This window comes from Arthrobacter sp. SLBN-112, from assembly GCF_030944625.1.
Lineage (GTDB): Bacteria > Actinomycetota > Actinomycetes > Actinomycetales > Micrococcaceae > Arthrobacter.
This window is the reverse complement of the sequence record NZ_JAUSXY010000001.1, coordinates 4057884-4078157: the sequence shown is the minus strand read 5'-3', so window position 1 is coordinate 4078157 and position 20274 is coordinate 4057884. Positions and strand designations below refer to the sequence as shown.

The 20274-nt window shown below is 57.8% G+C and carries 10 protein-coding genes; 8 read left to right on the top strand and 2 right to left on the bottom strand.

Annotated elements, in window-relative coordinates; genetic code table 11:
- Positions 1 to 321: 321 nt before the first annotated feature.
- The 3 genes from QF050_RS18890 to QF050_RS18880 all read left to right on the top strand — a co-directional run bounded on the left by QF050_RS18890 (position 322) and on the right by QF050_RS18880 (position 5124).
- Entirely contained in the window at positions 322 to 2340 is a 2019-nt protein-coding gene (locus QF050_RS18890) for a helicase HerA domain-containing protein (RefSeq protein WP_308931804.1), read from the top strand.
- A 746-nt stretch (positions 2341 to 3086) separates the two neighbouring features.
- Positions 3087 to 3749 carry a hypothetical protein gene (locus tag QF050_RS18885; RefSeq protein ID WP_308931803.1) on the top strand — a complete coding sequence of 221 codons (663 nt, stop codon included), beginning with the start codon at positions 3087 to 3089 and terminating at the stop codon, positions 3747 to 3749.
- A gap of 127 nt (positions 3750 to 3876) precedes the next feature.
- On the top strand, positions 3877 to 5124 hold the full coding sequence (locus tag QF050_RS18880) for a DNA adenine methylase (RefSeq protein ID WP_308931802.1): 1248 nt from the start codon (positions 3877 to 3879) through the stop codon (positions 5122 to 5124).
- A gap of 188 nt (positions 5125 to 5312) precedes the next feature.
- On the opposite strand, the gene QF050_RS18875 is transcribed toward QF050_RS18880, so the two are convergent.
- A complete protein-coding gene (locus tag QF050_RS18875; RefSeq protein ID WP_308931801.1) occupies positions 5313 to 5633 on the bottom strand; it encodes a hypothetical protein in 321 nt (106 codons plus the stop codon).
- Between the two features lie 170 nt (positions 5634 to 5803).
- Between QF050_RS18875 and QF050_RS18870 the strand changes: the two genes are divergently transcribed.
- The 5 genes from QF050_RS18870 (at position 5804) to QF050_RS18850 (ending at position 15320) form a co-directional block, all read left to right on the top strand.
- Entirely contained in the window at positions 5804 to 8878 is a 3075-nt protein-coding gene (locus QF050_RS18870; protein ID WP_308931800.1) for a BPTD_3080 family restriction endonuclease, read from the top strand.
- The gene (locus QF050_RS18865) at positions 8868 to 10694 is read left to right on the top strand and encodes a site-specific DNA-methyltransferase (RefSeq protein ID WP_308931799.1); all 1827 of its coding nucleotides are present in this window, start codon (positions 8868 to 8870) and stop codon (positions 10692 to 10694) included. Before QF050_RS18870 ends, QF050_RS18865 begins: the two co-directional genes overlap by 11 nt.
- Positions 10695 to 10755: 61 nt before the next feature.
- Positions 10756 to 11562: a hypothetical protein gene (locus tag QF050_RS18860; RefSeq protein WP_308931798.1), complete on the top strand. Its 807-nt coding sequence runs from the start codon at positions 10756 to 10758 to the stop codon at positions 11560 to 11562.
- 32 nt (positions 11563 to 11594) lie between these two features.
- Positions 11595 to 14369 carry an ATP-dependent DNA helicase gene (locus QF050_RS18855; protein ID WP_308931797.1) on the top strand — a complete coding sequence of 925 codons (2775 nt, stop codon included), beginning with the start codon at positions 11595 to 11597 and terminating at the stop codon, positions 14367 to 14369.
- A gap of 153 nt (positions 14370 to 14522) precedes the next feature.
- A complete protein-coding gene (locus tag QF050_RS18850; RefSeq protein ID WP_308931796.1) occupies positions 14523 to 15320 on the top strand; it encodes a hypothetical protein in 798 nt (265 codons plus the stop codon).
- 141 nt (positions 15321 to 15461) lie between these two features.
- On the opposite strand, the gene QF050_RS18845 is transcribed toward QF050_RS18850, so the two are convergent.
- Positions 15462 to 20048, bottom strand: coding sequence for a DUF3883 domain-containing protein (locus QF050_RS18845; RefSeq protein ID WP_308931795.1), 4587 nt, complete (start codon positions 20046 to 20048; stop codon positions 15462 to 15464).
- Positions 20049 to 20274: the final 226 nt, after the last annotated feature.

Here is a 20274-nt window from a genome sequence, read left to right as displayed (position 1 = left end):
GATGACCGGGCGTGAGCGACGACTGATAATCCAATCATGCGACTCGCCTCCCAGGAATCCCGGGGCAAACTACGGAGCAGCCCATCACAATACGCAACGCGTGGCTTGATGGCAGCCGCGCAGCCATACATCCATCTGCAGTCTGAAGGGGACCCAGGCGCAGCGATCGGTCCCGGAAATTGCTTATGGGGCCGACATCCTTCGTCTGACGTCGACAGCAAAGTGGAAATTAACTGCCCCAGCGGCGGAGTTGAGAAGTTCGAGTCAAGATAACGAATGACTATTTTCGCTTTGAGATCGAACACTATGGAAAGGCACCAAATGACTAGCATCGTCACTGCCGTGGCTAACAAGACGAAGGCCCTCAGCCCGCTGGCCGAGCTCATCAACAAGAAGTGCACGGCAATTGGCGGGATCTACCGGCTGGACTACAACCAAGCGGTGGTCCTCACAGATGACTATCGGAAGCACGAAGCTGGTGGGGTGCCGCTAGGAGGCTATCTCCTAGCAGCAGCTGGAAACCAGACCGATGCTGGCTTTGTTCTGGATGACGAAGAACTCATCCTCCTCCGCGTCAGAGGCACGGCACCGCTGCCGAACGAGGCCGATCTCGTCCAGACTCGCCTCGCGGTTGTAAGGGACGCCACAACGAGTGGACGATCCTTCGACGACGTTACCGACACGCTAACTCGAGACGAACTGCAGCAGTCGGCATTTGACTGCGAGGTCATTGGCACCTTCTATGCAATGGAGTCGGGAAGCGCGACCCTCGAGTTCGGGGCGGACATCGATAATGTCGTCTCATCCGCTAAATACCAAGTTTTCCTCCCCTCCCCGGAAGTTCTTTCCTGGCTCGCCTCCTACCCCGAGACTGGCCAGGACAACACACTGCCTCTCGGGACCGTCCGCTTCGCGTCGACGATGCGCCGGGCGCGCATGGCTGGGACTGCTAGCGCCGAAGTACGCGTTCACGTAACTGACTTCATCTCACGTAAGACTGCGGTATTCGGAATGACTCGCACAGGCAAGTCCAACACCATCAAGACCGTGGTGACAGCCGTATTTCAGCACGGCGTAGCCAGGGGAGAGCGGATAGGCCAGCTCATCTTCGACCCTCAGGGCGAATATGCAAACGTGAACGAACAGGACGGGACCGGTCTGCGTCTCCTTGGCGACACCGCGGATGAAGTTCGCATCTATAAGGAGAAGCCAGATCCTGCAAAGCCCGTGGAGCGGCCGCTGCGAATCAATTTTCTGGACTCAGCAAGCCTGCAGACTGTCTGGCAGATGGTCCAGCAAGAGGTTGCAACATCGGGATCAGCTGGCGCCCAGTACATGGCCGGGTTCCGAGCCGTAAGTATGGTCGAGCCGCCTTCGACGGACTACTCGGCCGTCAACCACTTTGAGCGGAACAGACTGGCCTTCTACGCACTCCTTCACCGAGCTGGAGTTTCCGGTAACTTGTCCAGGGTCCGTGTGACTCTCACCAAGGATCTGGTGAAGGAACTGACGGAGCCGACGCCGAAATTCGCGGGAGTGGCCGGTAATGATAAATACGCTTGGCTTGGGACTACCCAGGGCGCCAAGGAGTTGCTCGAATGGCTGCGCGCGAAAAACGGGACCGGTGCCCTGTCTGACTCGTGGAAGACGGCCTTCGACGGCGGCGAGCTTGGAGACATACTAAAGGCAATGGAAGGCCGAGCCGGCGATGCTGCAATCAAGCGGCTGAAGCCGTTCCACGACCCAGCGGCCATAGGCGAAATCGGGGAGCTCGTCTGGGGCGACATGCAGGCTGGGAGGCTCGTTATCATAGACCTGTCCCAAGGAAACGGCACTGTTGTAAAGACCTTGTCCGAGAGGATTGTGACGACCTTGCTTGATTACGCGCGGGACGAATTCTCCGCTGGCAAGGAGCCCCGTCCTTTCCAAATCGTAGTCGAAGAGGCGCACAACCTGTTCGAACGGGGCAAGCGGGAAACGGATTCCGATCCTTGGGTGCGGTTGTCAAAGGAGGCCGCGAAGTACAAAGTCGGCATGATGTATGCAACGCAGGAGGTGTCCAGTGTCGACCAACGAGTTCTTTCCAACACGTCAAACTGGCTGGTCGCACACTTGAACTCGGACAATGAGACGCGGGAGCTCTCGCACTATTATGATTTCAAGACTTGGGCCGACAGTCTTCGCCGCTGCGAAGACATCGGATTCGTCCGTATGAAGACATATTCAGGCAAGTACATAGTTCCGGTGCAAATCGCTAAGTTCGACCACGACATGATCAACGAGGCACGCATCACCGCTGGCCTCCTCCCGCTCCTGCCTGACAGCCCTGAGGTTTACTGACGATGCCCTATCCGAACGAGCGGGCCTCGCGGCTCGGTCACGTACCGACCGTCAGCAACCAAGCTGTCCAAGAGGCATTCGCCCGATGGGAGGTCGCACAAGCGAAACCGGAAGACAGCGATCGGGTAACTTCACTGTGTGTCCCTGTCGACTCTTTGTCGAGTCCTTCACCTTCCGCAGACGTTAAGTTCGCCATAACCGTCGATGGGTCCGATTCTGAGGTCGAAGTCACCAGACAGTATCCGACCGTTAAGGTTGGCTACCTCCGCATCGCCGGTTCCTTTCTGGACCTCGACAAGATCGTTAGGGCTGGCAACGGCCCCTTTGTGAACCCGAGACAGATTCGCGAGGCACATTCAGAAGCTGCGTTTGATGCCGCGCTCCCTGGATCTGGTTTGATCCGCCCGGGCCAGAACGGTCGTGATACTTGGCGACAAGAGGTAGACCACTTCCTATGCACCAGCCGCTTTGACCAGGACTCCACAAGCACCCTGGCGGACGCCCTTCTGGCCATGCACGGTACGCCAGGGCACCCGGCTGAGAGTGTCCCAATTCGCGCATGTCCAAGCTGCGGGTTCGGGTTCACGAGCGGCAACGCTCCGCGAGTCAACGCATCTGGCGGCACCTGCTCAGAATGCAACGCTACCCTGTACTTAGCGGACGTCCTGCGCACGCACGACGAGTACTCCCCTGAAGGATCGAACCAGACCGCAATCACACGGGTTATGCTCGTGGCGGAACGACTGATGACGCTCAGCTACCTCGAGCACTTTTGCACGAAGCTCGAGGCGCCTGAAGCTGTTTTACGGCACACCATCTTTATCACGGACGGACCGTTGGCTCTGTTCGGTGTAGTCGCGCCACTGAAACGCCGACTGCAGACCTATCATGATGCTGTCAACGAATGGGGAGTGTCTAAAGGCATCGCTGCGCCGTTGCTCGTGGGAATTGAGAAAACGGGTCGGTTCGTCGAGCATGCGGATCTCATCGCGGATCTTATTCCTAGGGGCAGCGTCATGCGGCTGACGACAGACTATATTAACCGCATGACTGGCCGACCGGACGGTCATGAGTACGGCCGAGACGAATTTTATGGACGAAGGTTCATTTATCGAACGACATCGGGGGATCCCTTGGTGATCACGGTTCCCCCGAAGGCTGGCGTGTTGCCGTATGAAGGTGCTGCGGCCGAGGAGTTCGATAGCTATCCAACCCTACGCATTGTCTGCGAAGTTCTCGACAGGGTGCGGACCCGGCTTTACTCGAATGCGGTCATCCCGGTCGCACTCGCGCACAACGCCGCGTCGCTTCCGCTCGGTGTCGGTCACTCGGTATTGCGGGCGATGGCACAGAATGGGATCCAGTTGCCGAGGGACTCTCAGATCCGCTACCGGTCACCGTTCAAGTGAGCAAGGGAGCTGCGTCATGCTTTGGAGTCCAAGGTTCGCCAGCGCGATTCGTAGATGTCCGTGATGACGCCGTTCAATCTCAACTTCACTTCGGCCAAGACGACATATGGAAGGCAGGTGAGTGGTCGTGACAATCGAGATCATTCGACTTCCGACAAATTCCCCACCGCCGCCGGGCCTTCCCCGAGTCGCTCCACGTTTGGCGCCGGAGGACGCGCATTCGGGCGCCGAAGCATTCGCGCAGAGCTTTGTTCGCGATGAACCGCGCCAACTTTTCTCGAGTGTGCATCCCGTGGCCGAAGCCCAGGCGCGCATGCGGCACCAATCGCCGCTCCGGTACCCGGGGGCCAAGACAGGTTTTGCCTCGGTGGTCGCAGAACTGATTGACACCGCTAGGACCTCTAAGTCCATTCCACCAGTGGAACTCTTCGTCGAGCCGTTCGCTGGGGGGTCCTCGACGGCGCTACGTCTCCTTGGCAACGGGACGGTTCGGCGGGCCCTACTCGCAGACGCAGACCCGCTTGTTTCGGCGTTCTGGCAGGTTGCCGCGAGCGACCCTGCCAACCTCATTGCGCGCATGAAGGAAGAGCACAAATCATTTATCACACCGGGGGGCTCCGCCGCTCTTGAACGTTGGGATTACTGGCGCGGCTGGACAGTTCCAGTCGGCATGAAGGCGCATACAGCACGGTTCGAAACGGCGATGAGGTGTCTTTTCCTCAACAGGACGACCTTCTCGGGAATCCTGCACGGTGGCGCGGGTCCAATCGGCGGACGAGCCCAGAAATCGGAATATGGCATCGGCTGCCGATTCATGCCTGACGCACTGGAGACTCGTATCGCATACGTAGGCGAGCTCTACAGCAAGGGACGTATCGCGGATGTCTGGTGCGGCGATTGGCGTGCGACGCTCGATCAGATAGCTTCCACATACAAAACCATCCGGCCCGAATCTGTACTCGTATATCTCGACCCCCCGTACCTCGAGAAATCGTCGAAGCTGTACAACGTTTCATTCGAGGACGAGGCTGACGCTTCTTGGAAAGGCCAGGGCCCCCACCTGCGTTTGGCCGCGTACCTTATGAGCCGCATCCCGTACCGCTGGATTCTCTCCTACGACGTAGACCCCGAACTCACAGATTCCTGCCTTCTATACGGACGCTCAAGAATGACTCCAAATGATGACGCACGACGACTTGGCGCCAAATCTTTCGTTGTCTCGAAGAAGCTAACTACATTGCGCTACACAGCCGCATCCAATGGCGCTCGGAGCGGCTCAGAGGAATTATTGATCACAACGCTCCCGAAGTCCGTCGTTGACAGGATCAGCAGATTGCGGCCAAATGAAGGAAGCGTTGAAGCGCTGCAGACGTAGCTGCTTCAAGTCTTGCAACTTTGGTCGAGGTGCTCCGCGACTCGCTGAGAGCCGGAACATACAGAGGGTTGCATCCTTGCGGTTCATTCCCGGAGGACGCGTACCCTGCACGGGTGCCCGTCAGCAAGTGACTGGTTGTGGCGCCCAGACTTATGTTGCAAAAGGCGGACCGGGGGGTTCTATATGCTCTACAACTTGTCGATCCAGGTGTCTTCCTCGCGGTTGTCCCATGCTGAACCAACGGTTGGGCGCTTGTTGCTACTTCGTTCCTCGATTCGGCGAAGGATCGGTCTGACGTCTCTTGCAAGGAGCTCGCGGATGTTCACCACCAAACGGGGGAACGTGCAGGACTCGATGACGTCCTTGCGGTCCTTCATGGAGTCGATGCCGGCGGCTGCGAAGGCGTCCCGCAAGGAACGGATCTGATCCTCGGTGATCGGCGGCGTTGCGAGTGGTGCCTGCTGTGTAGTCTGTTTGAGATCGAACAGACTGTCGGAATCTGAATGCATGCTGCAATTTTCGCAGATCCGGACGATGGCGAGTATCTGACAGCGGTCGGGCATCGATCGGCTGCGGAGTTGCCGGCTCCCGCAAGGGGGAACAAGCATCGTGTCCAAGACTCTTGCCCGGTCAGGGCCTATAGGATGAGCAGCATGCGTGGGAACAGGATAGGTATGGCATGAGCACGACAATTGGCAATCCAATCCTTAACTCACCCTACGATCAACCGGACCGCTACTACGAGATCGGCCCACAGGGTCCGACCGGCGATATCCGTGAGGGGCGGCGGCCGAGCGAGTCCTTCATTCCCATAGCGATCACAAAAAAAGGCAAGCGCGGCAGCGATCAGTCGGTGCAGGAGACCTTTGACCTGGATCTCACCGGTGAGCGGCGCGAAAAGAATAGCCTCATTAACGAGCTCCGGCGCGACGTCGCAAAATGGCGACGAAGCGGAGAATATGCTGGTGTCACACCCATTACGCGTAAGCTCCTCCAACACTGGGCCGATCCCAAGCGTGAGAACCGAGTTCTGTTCTGTCAGCGCGAGGCCGCCGAGACCGCGATCTTCCTCACAGAGGTCGCCGGACGAAGCCAAGGCCACCCGGACTGGCGAAAGAGGCTGGAGCCCGAGAATGAGGCGCACAACGGAGGGCTATCTCGAGCAGCCTTAAAAATGGCTACTGGTTCAGGCAAGACTGTGGTCATGGCCATGCTGATCGCTTGGCAGACGATCAACAAGGTGCACTCTCCGCGTGATGCGCGCTTTAGTAATCGTTTCCTTGTGGTCGCACCAGGTATCACAATCCGTGACCGACTTCGAGTCCTGCTTCCTGAGGACCCGGAGAACTACTATGACCTGCGCGACCTGATCCCCACAGACCTCAGAAGCGGCCTGGATCATGCCCGGATCGTCATCACCAATTACCACGCTTTCCAGCTAAAGGACGCCAAAGAAATCCGCGGCGTCGCAAGGAACACCCGGCTCCTCCTCAAAGCAGGCCGCAAGGAGGACCCCTTCAGGGAAAGCCCTCAAGCCATGGTCAGCCGCGTACTCAGGGGCCTCGGGACAGAGAAGCAGCAGATAATCGTTTTCAACGACGAGGCGCACCACTGCTACCAGGACCGCCCGATCCCGGCCGGCGTCAAGACCGCAAAGCTCAGCTCAGAAGAGCAGACGGCCAACGAAGAAGCCCGCGTCTGGTTCCGAGGTCTGCAGGCGATAGCCAAGCATGCAGGCATCAAGCAGATCTTCGACCTGTCTGCCACGCCCTTCTACCTGAAAGGCTCTGGCTACAATGAGGGATATATCTTTCCGTGGACCGTCAGTGACTTCTCCTTGATGGACGCGATTGAGTCAGGCATTGTGAAGGTTCCACGTACACCGGTCGACGATGACTCCGATCAGGACCTCGTTACGTACCTCCGGCTCTGGGACTTCGTCGGAGACCATCTCCCGAAGAGGGCGGCGAAGGGCAAAGTCGCCGGATGGCTCCCGCCGCCCGAGCTAGAAGGCGCATTGCGCAGCCTTCACCGTAGCTATGAGAAGGCGTTCGACCACTGGCAGCAGGAGCTGGAACAGTATGGTGAGACGCCGCCTGTATTTATCGTGGTTTGTCCCAACACTGTGGTTAGCAAGCTCGTCTATGACTGGATCGCGGGCGATACTATCGAGCAGGACGGCGACATAATTGCACACACGCCAGGTAACTTGGCCCTCCTGAGCAACGTGACTGATGGCCAGCCTCTCGCGCGGCCACGCACGATCCTGATCGATTCGGCGCAGCTCGAATCCGGTGAGGGTATAAAAGCCGATTTCAAGCAAGCCGCGGGTGCCGAGATCGCCGCTTTTAAGGCGGAGTACCGCCGCCGCAACCCCGGCGCCGACGTCGAGAAGATCACCGACGAGGAGCTGCTCCGCGAAGTGATGAACACGGTGGGCAAGAAAGGGAAACTCGGTGAGCAGGTCCGCTGCGTCGTGAGCGTTTCGATGCTCACAGAGGGCTGGGACGCCAACACTGTGACTCACATCCTCGGTGTCCGGGCTTTCCGCAGCCAGCTGCTGTGCGAGCAAGTGGTCGGACGAGGCCTGAGGAGAAGGTCATATGCCGTCAACGACGACGGCTATTTCGACGCAGAGTACGCCAACGTCTATGGCATCCCGTTCCAGTTCATCTCCTCGGACCGTCCAACAAAGGATCCGTTGCCGCCTAAGCCGGTGCAGCAGGTGGCAGCCCTTGAGGGCCGGGAGCACCTGCGGATCAGCTTTCCTAAGCTCGTGGGCTACCGCGTTGAACTGCCAGATGAGGAGATCTGGCTCGACCTGGTATCCGCTCCGGTTTTCGAGATCGGCCCCAACACAGTGCCACGATGGGTGGAGATGCAGGGTGTCGTTGGAAGCGGAGAAAGGGAGCGGGGTGACAACCGAGTCTTCAGAGCCCAAGAGGTGGCATTTGCGCTCGCCAAACGAATCCTAGACACTCAGTTCAACACGGTCGAAGATAAGCGTCCGTGGCTGTTCCCTAGACTTATAGAAATGTGCCGTGATTGGATCGAGCAGCGGGTCGTCCTCGCTGATGGCTATAGCCTCAGCTTCATCATGACGATCACGGAAGCTCAGGCCGAGGCGGCTGAGCACGTGTGGAATGCGATCGTACGTCAGGCTGGAAACCGTCGGGAGCGGCTCCGCCCGATGCTCAACCGATTTGACCCCGAAGGGTCTACTGCGGATGTTGACTTCCCGACCCGCAAGGCGACGGTGCCGACGGAAAAGTCGGAGGTCTCGCACGTGGCCCTCGACGGCAAGGACGGCAACACCTGGGAGCAACTCCTAGCCGCCGAACTGGAACTTAATCGGAATGTCGAGGCGTACGTTAAGAATGACCACCTCGGCTTCATAGTCCCCTATGTGCACAAGGGGACGACGCACTCGTACATCCCCGACTTCCTTGTCCGGCTAAAGCGATCGAACGGCGAAGATTTCAACCGAATCCTTATCGTCGAGGTCTCGGGCAGTCAGAAGAGTCCTGGCCCGACGCAAGCCAAGGCAACGACAGCAAGGGACTCGTGGTGCGCCTCCGTGAACAACCATGGTGGCTTTGGGCGTTGGGGCTACGTCGAGATGACCAGCCCGCTTGAGTTCAAAACTCGGCTGGCCGAGGCGATCCAGCTGCTGTACGGAGACCAGCCGATCATCGGTGACCCAGACCTGCTCGATTTCGACACTCAGAACCTAAGGAGCGCTCGTGGCGCCTAACATCCCGAAGGGTCCGACGGCGGTCGACGCCATAAAGCACGGCGACAAGCGGACCAACATTCCGACAGCAGATGCACACGAGTTTGTCGACCCGAGCCTCGAAGAGGTGCGGAAGGTTCGTTACGCCCGGGACGAGAGCCTAGATCCTCAGCTCGTGTGGCGCAGCAAGTATCCGGACAGCGGGGACGCCGGCGCAACCGGCGATGCCCTAGTTACTGATGCACCGCCGATCTATATCCAGGAAAAGATCGATCCGAGGGTACTTATCGAAAATCTTCGACGAACCGCTGAAACTGCAGATGAGGAACCCGAACTCACGCTCTTCGACGGCTTCGACGGGCTTGACGAACTCGATCAGGTTGATTTTTACAAGCACGACGCTAACTGGTCGAACCGTATGATTCTCGGTGACTCGCTGCAAGTCATGGCCTCACTCGCGGATCGTGAGCGGTTGCGAGGCAAGGTGCAGATGATTTACATCGACCCTCCGTACGGAATCAAGTTCGGCTCGAACTGGCAGGTCTCAGCTCGTAACCGAACAGTTCGCGACGGCAGACTCGAAGAGATGGCGCGGGAGGCCGAACAGATCCGAGCGTTTCGGGACACTTGGGAACTAGGCATCCACTCATATCTCTCGTATTTGCGCGATCGCCTACTTGGCGCTCGAGAACTGCTTACCGAGTCGGGCTCGTGTTTTGTCCAGATTGGGGACGAGAACGTGCATCTCGTGCGTGCCCTTATGGACGAGGTACTAGGTCGGGAGAACTTTGTCAGCCTTATCTCGGTCGACAAAACGTCGTCCTCATCTATGGGCTACCTCGATAGTGTCGCGGACTATGTCATTTGGTATGCCAAAGATTGGCAGAAGCTTAAGTATCGTCCCCTCTTCCGGCTGAAGGCGGAGAAGAGTCTCCGATTCCTCCAACTTACTGATGGAACTCGTAGACCAGCCACGAAGGGGGAGCGAGATGACATATCGACTGCGCCTCCCGGCGCAAGGTGGTACGAAGTTGGTGACCTCACCAGCCAGACGGATTCAAGCCAGAGCCGTTATAGCGTGCAGTTTGACGGCCAGAACTTCAGCGTTGGGAAGAGGAACTGGGCGACACCAAAGACCGGTATGGGCCGGATCATAGCAGCTCAAAGGGTGCAGCGGCGTGGTGCAAGCATCGGGTTCATCCGGTTTGCAGATGATTTTCCGGCGATCCCGCTTAGGAATAACTGGACGGATACCGGAACTGGCTCGTTTACGGATGAGAAGATCTATGTCGTGCAAACCGGAAACAAGATCGTCGAACGTTGTGTCCTGATGAGCACGGACCCTGGTGATCTGGTTCTTGATCCCACCTGCGGCAGTGGTACTACCGCGTTTATCGCCGAACAATGGGGACGGCGTTGGATCACGATCGATACCTCGCGAGTTGCTCTTGCCTTGGCTCGCCAACGTATTATGGCAGCGCGCTACCCTTGGTACCTTCTCGCGGACAGCCTGGAGGGTCACGCTAAGGAACAGTCGTTGACCGCCTCTTTGTTGCCACGCCAGGAGTTCACGAGAGATATTCGCCATGGATTTTGCTATGATCGTGTCCCTCATATCACCCTAAAATCCATCGCAAACAACCCCGACATCAAAGAGGGGATGACCCTCTCCGAGATAGATGCGGTGATAAAGCGGCATGCCGACTATGAGTTGCTCTACGATAGGCCATTCGAGGACGCCAAGAAGGTGAGAGTGGGCTGGGCCATTCACTGTGGAGTCTTTAAGCCCACACCGGTCGCTTGCCTTCGCCGGAGGTCCAGGAGGCAAGCCGCTTAGCGAGACTGAGGCCGCGAAGGACGCAGATTCGCCCACCTTCGAGCAGTCGATCCTCGATAACTTGGCAAAGGCGGGCATTCAGAACGGGCGGCGCCAGGAGCGGATTACTTTCGAGGAGTTCGACACATACGCCGGTGAATACATTCAGGCGATCGGCAAGCAGGCGGGAGCTGTCGAAAATGACGCTCCCACGCGTGTCGCTATCGCGCTCGGCCCACAATACGGCACAGTGAGCGCTGCTTACGTCAAGAAGGCGGCTCGTGAGGCGATAAATGCCGAGGGCGTCGATCTCCTTTGTGTACTCGGCTTCGCATTCGATGCTCAAGTTGCGGGTGTAACCCAGGAAGACGGTGTGACGGTCGAGACCTCCTCCGACGGCTTCGCGAACGTAGCAGGATCGCGAAAAATAGGCAGAATTCCGGTGCTGATGGTCCGGATGAACGCGGATCTCCTCATGGGCGAAGAGCTGAAAAAGACCGGCGCCGGCAACCTGTTTACAGTTTTCGGTGAACCCGACATCGGCATCGATACGACAGCGGAAGGCCTCGTCGTAAACCTCAAGGGCATCGATGTCTACGACCCGACGACCGGCGAAGTCCGGAGCAACGACACGAGCCGGATCGCGCTATGGATGATCGACACCGACTATAACGAGGAATCGTTCTTCGTCCGCCACTGCTACTTCACTGGGGACAACGACCCCTATAAGCGGCTCAAGTCAGCGCTCAAGGCCGATATTGATGCGGACGCATGGGATTCCCTCTACAAGACAGTCTCCCGACCATTTCGCAAACCGGAAAGCGGAAAGATCGCTGTCAAGGTCATTAACGACTACGGTGACGAGGTAATGAAAGTGTTCGCGGTCTAGGCCGCAGCGCATTTGTACGGGGGGTGCAGGGAATGAAGTCATATACGCCAGCGCAGTCAGAGGCCATCGCATGTCTTGATGAGCCACTTCAGATTATTGCGTGCGCGGGGTCTGGCAAGACACAAGTAATCTCACAGCGGATCGCGAACATACTGGCGCAACCTGGGGTTCGGCCGAAGAATGTTATCGCGTTCACGTTTACGGAGAGAGCAGCAGCTGAGCTCAAGGATCGAGTCATGTCGATCCTTGGTGAGGGGCGCGATAACGTGCACGGCTTAGCAGAAATGTACATCGGCACGATGCATGGGTACGCGCTCGATCTGCTTCAGCGGCTCGTGCCCGACACGTTTAAGTTTTCGGTGCTAACGGACATCACGGCACGCCTTCTGGTCGACAAATATAGCAAGCAGTCAGGACTGACCACCTGCCCTACGCTCCCCACTGCAAGGCAGGATTACCTGTGGCGCTTCGTCAACTCGCGGCTATACCTGCAGCTCATGAGCGTCCTTCGCGAAGACACCATCCATGAATCCCTCGTGCCAGAGGGTGTCTTGGAGTCCGAGGCCGCGTACCTCCGCCTGCTCTACGAGCAGGCGCGCTTTGACTTCGCCGAGATGATCAACCTGGCTGTCCAGATGCTCGAAGGTGACGCTGCGACAGACGAGGACGCAGCGACGGTGCAGGCGCATATTCGCGACGATATTAAATACGTCGTTGTCGACGAGTACCAGGACGTCAACCCTCTTCAAGAGCAGCTGGTGCGCGGCCTTGTTCAGTACGGTGCGAATCTGTGCGTGGTCGGTGACGACGACCAGACCATTTACCAATGGCGAGGCAGCGCGGTCTCCAATATCATCACTTTTGCCGATCGCTACAAAGGAGTCCGTCAAGTCACCCTTGCGGACAATTTCCGATCAAGCCAGGGGGTAGTAGAGCTTGGCCGATCAATTGCGGAACTTGTGCCCACCGGAGAAAGGCTTGAAAAGCGAATGGTCGCGGCGAGCCACCAGGTGTGGGAACGCGGCGATCTGCTGGCGCTTAATTTTGACGACCCAGTGGCCGAGGCTAGCTGGATTTGCGATCGAATCCAGGCGATGCGTGGGACGGCCTTCAAAGATACGCCAGACTCTGAGCCTCGTGGCCTCTCATGGTCGGACTTCGCAGTACTGTACAGATCCGTGGCAAAGGATGCTGACCCACTCGTCCAGGAACTTCGCACACGAGGAATCCCCTACGTCGTGAAGGGTCTCAACCGGCTCTTTGACGCTGACGAGATCAAGGCAGTGGTCGGCATTTTCCGCTATATCGTTGAGGAGATCGAGGTCCAGTCTCTGAAGGACCTCTGGCTCCAGGCGGACCTATTACCGAAGCCTGAGAAGTGGACAGCGGCAGTTGGAGTGCTTACCGATGGCCGTAATTTTGATCGAGGTGCACGTTGGGGGGTGTATAACATCCAACGTCTTTATCTCGACTTCCTTGAGGCACTGGAGCTCCGCGAGGAAACCGTGCCCGGCGGACCAAGCCGCGGGGAGCTCGTCTTCTATCAGCTCGGCAAGTTCAGCCAGGCGATATCGGACTTTGAACAGATTCATTTCGCGAGTAACCCAGTCGAGAAATATAAGACGTTTGCGAAGTGGATCGAGAATCAGGCGCCGGACTATTACGCTGAGTCCGATGGCGACGTCGGTTATGCCACACCGGACGCAGTGACTCTTGCTACAGTCCATCAGGCCAAGGGCATGCAGTGGCCGGCTGTATTCGCGCCTTGCCTGCGCAGGAATCGGTTCCCGTCGAGACGCTGGGGCGGTCTAAGTCTCTTTCACATCATTCCCGACACGGCAGTCGCTGACTCCGATCGCTACCGTGGGACGTTCGCAGACGAGACGCGACTCTTTTACGTTGCTGTGACACGCTCGCAGAAGTACCTCTACCTTACGCATTCGCCCGGGGGTGGCCAGTTCTCTAGTCGCTCGGAGTTTTTCGACTTTTGCACCGCCAACAGCTGGGTCTCCACCAAGGCCGGTCCGGTAGCTGGTTTTCCGTTGGACCCCAAACCTCGCCACGAGACGCCGCAGGTGGTTCTGTCGTTCTCCGAGCTCAAGTACCTTTTCGAGTGCCCCTATCAGTTCAAGCTGCGGTTCCTCTTCGGCTTCAACCCTCCCTTGCACGAGGCTCTGGGCTATGGCAAGGGCTTACACGACGCCCTCTCCGAAGTCCACAAGAAAGCGGTCGCCGGCGAGTTTCTGGATGTTTCCAGCGCCGCTGCACTCGTCCAGCGGCACCTGTACACACCTTTTGCCTATCCTGAGTTGCGGTCAACCCTGCAAGAGTCGGCGGTCGCGGCTATTCAAAGGTATTTCGCCATGCATGGTGAGGAGATACCACAGACTGTCCACTCGGAGAAACAGATTCAGGTACATGTGGCGCCAGGGATCACAGTCGATGGAAGAATCGACCTAATTCGGCGGCTCGACACGGATGAGTTGTCCGTTGTTGACTTCAAATCGACCGATCGTGCTCAGTCCGAGGACGTGACCCGGGATCAACTCCACGTGTACGCGGTTGGCTACGAAGAGCTCACGGGGCAAAAACCGGATCTCATCGAAGTTCTAAATCTAGATGAACAGGGCAAAAGTACACGCGAAGACGTGGAGTTGGCGGTGCTCAGCGGGGTGCGGGTCAAAATCAAGGAAGCAGGGGACGCACTTCGCGCGAACAGGCTGCCACGCTTGGAAACTTGGTGTACTCATTGCGATCGATGCGACCTCGCAGCCTTGTGCCGGGACAAGCCGTCCAACAACTCTTAGGGTCTCGGTCGGGCTGTTCATCACGGGCAGGATGCTCTCGATCAAGCGGGCTGTACGTGATCTTGTCGTTCTCACATGGGTTGCGACATGTACAAATTTTTCGCGTGGCCAATTGAGATAGTCCTCGGGACGCGACTTAGGGAAGGACGACAAGTGACTGAGCTCCGCGATGTATTGGATTCGATGGAAGCGAGACATATAGCCTTGCCGCTCTCGGAGGCGCTCGTTTGTACTTTTGACGACGCAGTCGGCCCGCTGGTTTCCCTCATGGAACGACGGCAGTTCGACTGTTGTCCTGTTCTCGAAGGTGGGGTCCCCGTTGGTGTTTTCGATCGACTTTTACGAGCAAGTTCTGTGGAGCTGGGAACCCGCCCATTGATTGTTGGTCAGCTGATTTCTGCGGACACACGGATCCTGGAACTGGCGAGAAAGTTAGACGAACACGACTTCGTGTTTGTGCTATCAGGAAGCCGAATATCAGGCTTCATCACCGTGGCGGATCTTGGGTCTACCCTAGCCAGGTCATTTTGCTACCTGCAGCTGGCGTCCGTTGAAATGGGTCTCTCCAAATACCTACGCTCCCGCTTTCCGGATCAACCGTTAGCAATTGAACTTCTCGGCGAATCCAGGCAAAAAGCTCACCTCTCGCTGGTCGACCGGCTGAAAAAGGAAGACCAATATATAGATGATTTTGCTGCGTGCAGTCTTGAAGACCTCCTGCGAATTGTCGGTAAGGACCAGGTTTTTCGACAAGCATTGACGGACAATCGCGGCTGGCAGAATCTCAAGTCTGGACTTATCGATTTCAGAAACGATGTTATGCACCCATCGCGACCTCTTGTTGCGCCGGGTGTTCGTAGCGTTTCTAAATTTGTGGAGAAGATCGAAAACTTGCAGATAATCGCTCATGCTGTTGATCGGATACTTCGGGAGCCGGACGCAGAATTATGACCATCGTTTCAGGAGGAAGTTCAAGAGGCCTTACACTGCTCTCAGTGAGGTGGCTCGATCGCAGCGCGGGAAATGCGATCTCGCCGAACTGTTCCATGAAGTTCCCGCTGGTGCCAAACTGCGCCCGGGCAGTTCTGGACGCTAGTCGTCGTCGGAAATCGTCCGCCGACCGCCAGGCGAAAGACCCAGTAGGCCCCGTGTCGACCGAACGGCCGGCATTCCCCGAGCGTCTAGGTCAACATCTGGCTCGCGTAGGGCTTCCCACCCGCTATCGAAGCCGAAGAAGTCGATCTGGTTGACTGGATCCTTGATCCTGTGGATCCGATAGAGATCGTCATCCTCAGCGTTCTCGACGATGTACAGCCAGAACTGGTCGGCGTACTCCTTAGCCTCCCGGAACTGGCGGGCTGACAGCATCACACCGCGAATGGTCCATTCGCCTCGGATCGACTTAATCTCGATGCGCCGAGCGATCTGGCTATCGTTGCCACGGGATAGGACGTCGAATCCCGGGTTCGTGTGGTCTTGCTCCTCTGGTTCCCGACCACGGGAGCGTTCGTATGCCAAAACCCGGTCAACGCCGGCTCGGTCTATCTCGAGCGCGTCGGGAGACTCGTCACCGTTAGTGCCATGCGCCGAGTCGTCGCCAAAGAGCACGTATGAACGCATTCGCGTTGCACTTCCTGCTCTACCCCTGTCTTTTTGGCCGACGCCCGTCGTACCGCTATTGGCATCCCGACGGAATCGCGTCCCTTCCGTTCCAAAGCTAGCGCCACCGCCCCTGTTGCTGCTGTCAGGGCTCGTGCGGGCGGAATCACGGGCTCCCGCGTTCGTCACCTCTTGGTGCGCTTCTGCATCTTCGACGTCGTTATCACCGAGAGCGGCGGACTGTGAGTGAACTCCGTGCCCGGCATCAACTTGATGCGGTTCGGCTATGTCGCGGACGTTCTCGTCGGATAGTTGGTCGTCCTTATGCTCCTTGATAACGTCAACAGCGACGGTCGAGGCGATGGTTTCGCGGTCGACGTCGATAACAGACGCTATACCGTAGTCGTCGAGTCTGTGCATTGCGTCTTCTGCACTGATCGCGTCGAGCACTGTGACGATCAGGGGAGCGAGCTCCGAGGGATCGAGGTCGGGTGCGATTGCCCGTGAGATCTCTCTGGCCACCGGGATCTTGTTCGTAGTGCTCGTATGAACGACCCGGAACTCGTCTGGAAAGAACATGGCGTCGATCGACTGTGGTGGCGTCGCGAACTGTTGACTACCGATCGAGGCGCGATAGACGACGTTCAGTGTGGTGGCGCGACGAATGTCCAGATCGCGGATGATTCCCGGCTTCACACGGAGGTCGGGGCGGGGCGCAGTGACACCGTCGATGGCCCGCATCAGGGCATTCTCCCGCTCCTCAATTAGCGCCATGAGGCCGTCGTCTGCGGCGCTCACTACTTCGACGGGTTCGACCTCGATTACATCTTCGGCCTTCGTTACTCCGGCGTACTCGAGTGCACGCTGCGTGCCTCGTTCGCGGTCTATAACGTCGTTGACGAGCAGAGCAATCTGGTCCGCCATTTTCCGTGGGTCACGGAATATTAGCCGTTCGGGTCTCGCAAGGACGCCGCGTTGGTCGGGGAAGCTTGGTCGTCTCCCAATAAGTTGGAGCGTGCGGGTCGTGTCTGGATCCTCAGTGAGCAACGAGCCGAGCAACGACCAGCATTCGTGGACAACGAGCTCGTCTTCGGGATCCAAAGGACTTGTCCCGACTTCGTTGGAGATCAATTTGAGAATGAAATCCAAGTCATTTGCGGTCGGTTCTTCCGTGATGCCCATAGCATCGAGGAACTCCTGATAGCGGCGCATCTCGCGAGGGAGCTGCGAGGCCCAACGGCCTAAACGGGTGAGCTGCCAAAAGGCCTGGCGGGGATGGATGAAGGTGCCGGGCGATGTTTGAATAACTGGCTGGTCAGCGAGCGCCTTGAGTGCTGCCCCCTCGGGCTGGCGGCCGAGCCACACATAGACCTCATTGTTCATGATGGCGCCTGCAGCCGCGCAATGACGCAGGTGTGCTGTCACCATTGTGAGGGTGGGCTCCTTTGGCATGCCCAACCAAGACAGCAGCTCCGAGTACTCGAATTGGTTGGCTCGCGACAGACCAAGCTTCGGTCCCTGAGATTCGAAAAGATAGCTCTGGAAGATCGGATAGAGATCCGACGGCTTTCCCTTGCCTCCGCCCTCGACAGGCAGCCAGGGAAGGTCGCGCAGGTTTGCGAGGCTGACCGGGACCGAGGCGAACTTGGCGGGGGCATCCGCGATGGCCTCTAAAATGGCCGCGTACACGGCTGGACTAGGGTTAGCTGCTTCCTCGGCTAGACGCCTTGCGGCCTCATTGACTAGTGAATGGCTTGGAATGGTCGATGCGCCGAGCCACACCACAGTGTCATGGAGATAGTTGCCAATGGCCTGCAAATCAACAATCGGCGCCTCAGGATCGATCAGCGACACCAGTGTATTGGGCATGTGGACGTCACATCCGCGTCGCGCGATGCCGTCCACGCATGGCACTAACGGGGCAGACCAAAGCGCCTCAATTACCAATGGCGCGTGGTCGAGATCACGCCGAGAGTTTTGTACGAGGTCCAGAGCGAATTCAAGGTACTGCGGATCCGAATCTAGCTCGCCAAGACGGGGAATCAGGTGCTTGCTCAGATACTCGACGGAGCTGAGTTCCTCAGCCCCGACCGCGGTGAGCAGTGACCGATGGTCCCTGGCAAAGTCGGCATCGATCAGATCTGCGACGCCAAACAGATCATCAAAGTCCGAAGGAACTGAAAGGTGCTCGAGCGAATCCCGCCCAGTGGATGATCTTGGGAAAATCGCCATAGATCTGACGTCGGCCTGAGCTGTTTCGTTTACCTCTAGAGCAGAGCTTTGGTCCTCGAACCATGCTATGAGCAATTCGGCGTTCTCGGTGAGAAGGGAGGGATTCGCAGAGTTGCAAAGTGATTCAAGGCCTGTCTCCAGGGTCAGTCCCCTCACGAGCCCGAGCATCGTTGGACTCTTCGTGGCGAGTCGGTCTCCGTCAACCACGAGCAGGTCCGGATCAATATGGGTGAAAAATTCCCGCAACGCATCGTCATCGATCCGAACCACATCTCGGGCCGGTGCGTACCGGGCGCCCTTGCATGGGATCAATGCGAGTTGGCTGGTTTCGGGCTCCTCGATCCAGGACTTGCTCCGATCGAGGAGCGACTCCAGTAACTCGAGTAGCAGGTCGACATCCTTGAGTTCGAGGATGGCGTCCTCGGCTTCCCACGCCCGAGCCAGTTGGCCATCGTTGACCATGTGCTCAACGAGTCGAGCTGCCGTGAGCTGGTTTATGCCGTACTTCGAGTACTCAGTTTCGAAGACGATTGATCGCAGATCTCCGTTAACTATGGGAAGTCCGAGATCGTGCACCACACGAGCCCCTGCGTAGTGTGCGACCTCCATTGGCAGAAGTGCTCCTGCAGGCACCGTCACGCTTCCGTCGACGACCCGAAGAATGGCGGCGCCGGCAGCGGCCTCAGCAACCTTATTGAAGAACTGATCAAAGCCTAGCGGCAGCTTGCCCTCACCCACGTCCCGAGCCACCCGCTGGAGATCTCGAAGAATTCCCCACGTTGAGGTCACACCCGTCACTTCAGCGATGCGTTCCAAATTCTCCGCTACGAGATGCGCCGCAGAATCGAGTAGATCCAGGTTCCACTCGGACCTATAAGTGCCGTCGGCGAACTCAAATGACTTACGATCTGTTCGGGGGTAAAAGCTACCGTTTATGTGTCCGCCCCAGCCCGTTGGCATTTGGGACGGCAGCCCTGCGTAAAAGCGACCTGAGACTGACCCGCCAACACAAAGTGCTACCTGCACTAGCGCATTACGATTGGGATCAATATCGCGATGGCGGCGTTTGAGAACGTCCGAAGTTTCGTACTGATTCTGGAGGAGCAGCCATTCCTCGGTTCGGCCATCTGCGATCACCCGGACGACGTCGTCGTCGACTTCCCGCTCTACTGTTAGGACCTCTGCACCGAGTACCAGCTCAATCGTCGAAACACGTTTAAGGAAGATCAAGGTTGCCGATGCCTCGCGGCGGAACGATGCGCCGAGCCTCTCGATTCTTTCGTTGCTAACAGTTTCTACCTCAAGCTGTTGCCGCAATACTGATTCGCCTCGCGCCCACGGGAGAACGAACGTCGTTCCGGCCGCCATGTGATCCCGTGGGCAGGTCTCAAGCTTGCATACCCGAATCCGCTGATCTTCAGACGCTCCTTCGTCGAGGAGTAAATGCGTTCCCGCAGTGACGAGTTCCGGATGATCGGTGAGGTGGTACACGCACGTAAATCCGACGCCGAAGGCACCCGTGGTTGACGAGTCACCGCTCTTGTGACGTCCCGAGAAAAGCCTGAACGAGTGCAGGTCACAGCTGCGAGCCCGCTCGCTTCGCCACGGACACTGCTTCCGTTCCTGATGGCCGCAGTTGGAAAATTGTCCGTCGTTCCAAACAGTCAGAGCGTCAGCGTCAACGGAGAACCGGATCCTCGTTGCGTCTTCAGCGTCGTCGGCGTTCTGCGTCAACTCGTGCAGGATGGTCTCGTCGCCACCAAGATCCTTTAGGACGTTGGCTAGGGAACCGAGATGGTCGGCTGATCGTGATAAGTGCTGAAGCTCGCCCAACTCCCAATTACTCATGTCCAACCTTGATTGCCCCCCACCCGAGTGTCATGCGTCACGCTAACACGGAGCACCCGGAAATCGGGTTTGTCGGTCGAGACGTGCCGCCGCCTTGACCCTTGACGAGCGCCCGCCCGCGGCCACGGCCACCTCCGGCTGCGGAACGGCAAATGCTGGACGCTGCTCACCACCGTGCAGGAACTGAAGGGCTTCGAGGAGAAAAAGGGAGGAGAAGAAGGGAACC

Bases quoted from the DNA above. Each gene is read 5' to 3' on its own strand.
- QF050_RS18890 (WP_308931804.1), top strand. From the start codon at position 322: ATGACTAGCATCGTCACTGCCGTGGCTAACAAGACGAAGGCCCTCAGC.
- QF050_RS18885 (WP_308931803.1), top strand. From the start codon at position 3,087: ATGACGCTCAGCTACCTCGAGCACTTTTGCACGAAGCTCGAGGCGCCT.
- QF050_RS18875 (WP_308931801.1), bottom strand. From the start codon at position 5,633: ATGCATTCAGATTCCGACAGTCTGTTCGATCTCAAACAGACTACACAG.
- QF050_RS18870 (WP_308931800.1), top strand. From the start codon at position 5,804: ATGAGCACGACAATTGGCAATCCAATCCTTAACTCACCCTACGATCAA.
- QF050_RS18855 (WP_308931797.1), top strand. From the start codon at position 11,595: ATGAAGTCATATACGCCAGCGCAGTCAGAGGCCATCGCATGTCTTGAT.
- QF050_RS18845 (WP_308931795.1), bottom strand. From the start codon at position 20,048: ATGAGTAATTGGGAGTTGGGCGAGCTTCAGCACTTATCACGATCAGCC.